The sequence below is a fragment of the Phaeospirillum tilakii genome, from assembly GCF_042683125.1.
GTDB lineage: Bacteria > Pseudomonadota > Alphaproteobacteria > Rhodospirillales > Magnetospirillaceae > Phaeospirillum > Phaeospirillum tilakii.
Window position 1 is genome coordinate 1 of the sequence record NZ_JBHUIY010000079.1, and the last position, 3,884, is coordinate 3,884.

Sequence of the window (3,884 nt, forward strand, 5' to 3'; positions counted from 1 at the left end):
TGCCGGCGCCGGCACCGCCGACGCGGGCGGCGACCAGGGCGGCGCGGGCGCGGGCGGCGGCGGGGGGAGCGAGGCCGAGCCGCTCGACACCCCGCCGCCGCCCTATCCGCCCTCGGCGCGACGGCGCGGGCTGGAGGGGCGGGTGGTGCTGGATCTGACCATCGATGCCGGCGGGCGGACGGTGGCGGTGGCGCTGGTGCGCTCAAGCGGGGTCGGCAGTCTCGACGACGCCGCGCGGGAGGCGGTCGCCGGCTGGCGGTTCCGTCCCGCCCACCGCGACGGACAGCCGGTCGAATCGCGGCGGCAGGTGCCGATCCGGTTTCAGCTGAACGGACTGGCGCTGGCCCACGGCGAGTGAACCCGGCGCACTGGCGTCACTGCGCCTGATGGTGCCGGCGCTGCTGCCGGCCGCCTCGTCCCATGTCGATGTCGCCGCCCATCTCGGCGGGACTGTCGGTGGCGCCGCCCCGCCTGACCGCCGGCCGGGTCAGAACAGCTCGACCCGGGGGCCGGAATCCTCCGCCCGCTCGCTCGCGCTTCCGGTGGCGGCGTGCCCGGTGGCGGCGTGATGGTCCGCGCGCTGCGAATGCATCACCGTGTCGTCGAGGGCCTGATCGAACAGCTCCTGGAACCGGGTGGTGCGGTCGAGGGCGCGGCGGTCGCCCAGCAGCCGGGTCATCTCGGCGATGTGTTCGTCCACCAGCCGCGACAGCCGGGCCAGGAACTCCAGTTGCTGGCGGGTGACGTCCTGGAACTGCAACTGCCCGAACAGCGGCACCGCCAGTTCCGAGATCTCCTCGATCGCCGCGCGCAGGGCGGCCGGGTCGATCGGCGCGTCCGCCAGCCGCTCCAGCAGGGCGGAGGCGCGATGGTCGATCTCGGTCAGGCCGATCGCCAGCGCGGTCACCGCCTCGGTCGATTGACCGATCACCCGCGCGCCCTGGTCGCGCATCAGCCGGGTGAAGGCGCGGTACTGCACCAGTTCGTCGGCGACGCGGAAGCGAATCCCGCGTCCCTCGGCCATCCCGTCGCGCCGGCCGAGCCGGTAGGCGGCCACCGCGCCCGCGCTGGCCGCCAATGCCGCGATTCCTCCCGCCGCGCCGGCCAGCAGGGCGGCGGCGATGCCCAATCCCGCCACCGCCAGCAGCGGCGCCAGGGTGGTGGCGCGGTCGCGCCGGGTCATCGTCCCGCCCTCAGCCGTTGGGGAGGATCTGTTTGACCACCTTCAGCAGGTCGTCGGGCTGGACCGGCTTGACCAGCCAGCCGGTCGCCTTGGCGGCGCGGGCCTCGTCGCGCTTGGCCTGCTGGGATTCGGTCGTCACCACCAGGATCGGGGTGAACTGGAAGCCGGGCATCGCCCGCACCTGCCGGATCAGTTCGATCCCGTTCATCCCCGGCATGTGGATGTCGGTGATCAGCAGGTTGGGCTTCAGCCCGGTGCCGAGGCGGGAGATCGCCTCCTCGCCGCTGGTGGCCTTGGCGACGGCATAGCCGGCATGGCCGAGGATCGCTTCCATGCTCATCAGCACGGTGACGGAATCATCGATCAGGAAGATGGTGCTGCTCATGCGGGGACCTCTTGTGCGGAAACGGGCAACGGCCGGCGCCACAGGCGTGGCACTTCCTCGGCCAGCAGGTGGTAATCGAGCGCGCCGCGCGAACGCGGGGCGTGGACCCGGGCCGGGCGGCCGGCGGCGAAGGCCTCGGCCAGGGCGATGTCGGCGCGGATGCCGCGCAGCATCCGCTCCGGCCCGAACTGGCGGGTCAGCCCGGCCAGGATCGCCTGATGGTGGTTGACGCGGGGGTTGAGCATCACCGGCAGCAGGCCGATCAGGCGCAGGGCCGGATTGGCGCCGCTGGCGATGCGGAAGAACAGCCGCGACAATTGCCGCACCCCCTCGGCCGACAGGGCGTGCGGCAGCAGCGGGATCACCACCCCGTCGGCGGCGGCCAGGGCGTTGATCAGGATGAAGTCGAGCGCGGGCGGGGTGTCGAGGATCACCACGTCGATCCGCGCCGCGAGGTCGGGCCGGCGCAACTGAGCGGCCAGTTGCCCCGGATCGCGCTCGCCGTCGCCCTCGAACAGCGGATCGGCCGGCACGCAGGACAAACCGGGCCAGGCGGTCGGCCGCGCCGCCGCCACCAGATCGAAGCCGGGGCGGCGGAACAGGTCATGGGCGGTCGGTTCGCCGCGCCCGGCGGCCACTCCCAGCCCCAGCCCGGCATGGCCCTGGGTGTCGAGATCGACCACCAGCACCCGCGCCCCGCGCGCGGCCCATTCCGCCGCCAGATTGACCACGGTGGTGGTCTTGCCGCTGCCGCCCTTGCGGTTGGACACCGACAGGATGAAGGGGGGCGGGGCCGGCGCGGTCATTCCCTCGGTCCGGTCAGCAGCGGGGCCACCCAGCGGGCCAGGAACGGCTCGGCCGGCAGGTCGCGCAGCGGCGGCCGCAGCGCCAGCAGCACCTGGAGCGGCGCGGTGTGGAGATGGGTGCAGCGCCCGAGCGACAGCGCGGCGCCGCCGGCCAGCGCCTCCAGCAGCGGCAACGCCTCCTCGACGCCGCAGGCGCCCTCGATCGCCGGACCGTCCGCTTCGTTGACGATCGCCATCACAGCAATTCCTTGAGGTTGAGCACCAGCAGCACCCGCCCGTCGCCGAGCAGCGCGGTGCCGGCATAGCCGGGAATCCCGGCCAGGATGCCGTCGAACGGCTTGAGGATGATGTCCATCCCCTCGCGGAAATGATCGACCACCAGCCCGGTCAGCGCGCCGCCCAGCCGCACCACCAGCACCGCCGCCTCGGTTTCCGCCTCCGCCGTCTCCTCCGCCCCGGTCGCGCCGGTGATCCCGAGCAGGGAATCGAGCCGCAGCAGCGGCACGATCGCCTCGCGCAGGACGAAGGCCTCGGCCTGCTTGATGCGGCGGATCGCGGCGGGCGGGATCCGCACCGTCTCGGCGATCTGGTCCATCGGGATGCCGAACAGCCGGCCGCCGCCGGCCTCGACCATCATCACCCGGGTCACCGCCATGCTGAGCGGCAGCGACAGCCGCACCGTGGTGCCCTGTCCCGGAACCGAGTCGAGCGACACCGCGCCGCCGGCCTTTTCCAGGGTGGTGGCGACCACGTCCATCCCCACCCCGCGCCCCGACAGGTCGGAAATGGTGCCGGCGGTGGAAAAGCCGGGCAGGAACACCAGATTGACCGCTTCCTGGTCGCTGAGCCGCGCCGCCCGCTCGGGCGGGATCACCCCCTTGGCCACCGCGGCGGCGCGGATCCGCGCCGGATCGATGCCGCGCCCGTCATCGACGACCTCGATCACCACCTGATCGCTTTCCTGGAAGGCGCGCACCAGCAGGCGGGCGGTCGGCTTCTTGCCGGCGGCGGCGCGCTCGTCCGGCGGCTCGATGCCGTGGTCGAGCCCGTTGCGCAGGATGTGCAGCAGCGGATCGCCCAGGGTCTCGACGATGTTCTTGTCGGCGGCGGTCTCCTCGCCCTCGATCACCAGCTCGACCTGCTTGCCGAGCTTGCGGGCGACGTCGCGCACCAGCCGGGGGAAGCGTTCGAACACCTCCGACACCGGCAGCATCCGCACCGCCATGATCGCCGCCTGCATCTCCTGGGCGAGGCGGTCGATCACCGCGTAGAGGTCCTTGATCTCGCGCCCCATCTCGCGCGAGCCATGGACGGTTTCCGCCCGCCGCGCCAGGAAGGGCAGGCTGTTCTTCGACACCACCAATTCGCCGATCAGGGTCATCAGGGTATCCACCTTGACCTGATCGACCTTCAGCACCCGGGGGGCGGCGCGGGTTTCGCCGCCGCCGGCGGGGGCGCTTTCGGCCGGCGGCGGGCGGGTGGCGCGGGGCGGGGGCTCGGCCGGGGCGGC

Annotated in this window: 6 protein-coding genes; 1 reads left to right on the forward strand and 5 read right to left on the reverse strand. The window is 73.1% G+C overall.

Features of this window, described 5'->3' with window-relative positions; genetic code table 11:
* A partial coding sequence (locus tag ACFSNB_RS18430) for an energy transducer TonB (RefSeq protein ID WP_377319245.1) occupies window positions 1–358 on the forward strand: 358 nt, incomplete at its 5' end.
* A 129-nt stretch (window positions 359–487) separates the two neighbouring features.
* Here ACFSNB_RS18430 and ACFSNB_RS18435 read toward each other — a convergent pair.
* From ACFSNB_RS18435 to ACFSNB_RS18455, 5 genes are all read right to left on the reverse strand, one after another.
* Window positions 488–1,183 (reverse strand): hypothetical protein, encoded by a 696-nt coding sequence (locus tag ACFSNB_RS18435; RefSeq protein ID WP_377319247.1) that lies wholly within the window; start codon window positions 1,181–1,183, stop codon window positions 488–490.
* A gap of 10 nt (window positions 1,184–1,193) precedes the next feature.
* The gene (locus ACFSNB_RS18440) at window positions 1,194–1,568 is read right to left on the reverse strand and encodes a response regulator (RefSeq protein ID WP_377319249.1); all 375 of its coding nucleotides are present in this window, start codon (window positions 1,566–1,568) and stop codon (window positions 1,194–1,196) included.
* Window positions 1,565–2,374 (reverse strand): ParA family protein, encoded by an 810-nt coding sequence (locus ACFSNB_RS18445; protein ID WP_377319251.1) that lies wholly within the window; start codon window positions 2,372–2,374, stop codon window positions 1,565–1,567. Before ACFSNB_RS18445 ends, ACFSNB_RS18440 begins: the two co-directional genes overlap by 4 nt.
* Entirely contained in the window at window positions 2,371–2,610 is a 240-nt protein-coding gene (locus tag ACFSNB_RS18450; protein WP_377319253.1) for a hypothetical protein, read from the reverse strand. The genes ACFSNB_RS18445 and ACFSNB_RS18450 overlap by 4 nt, the downstream gene beginning before the upstream one ends.
* On the reverse strand, window positions 2,610–3,884 hold a 1,275-nt coding region (locus tag ACFSNB_RS18455), incomplete at its 5' end, for a chemotaxis protein CheA (protein WP_377319255.1). The genes ACFSNB_RS18450 and ACFSNB_RS18455, both read right to left, overlap by 1 nt.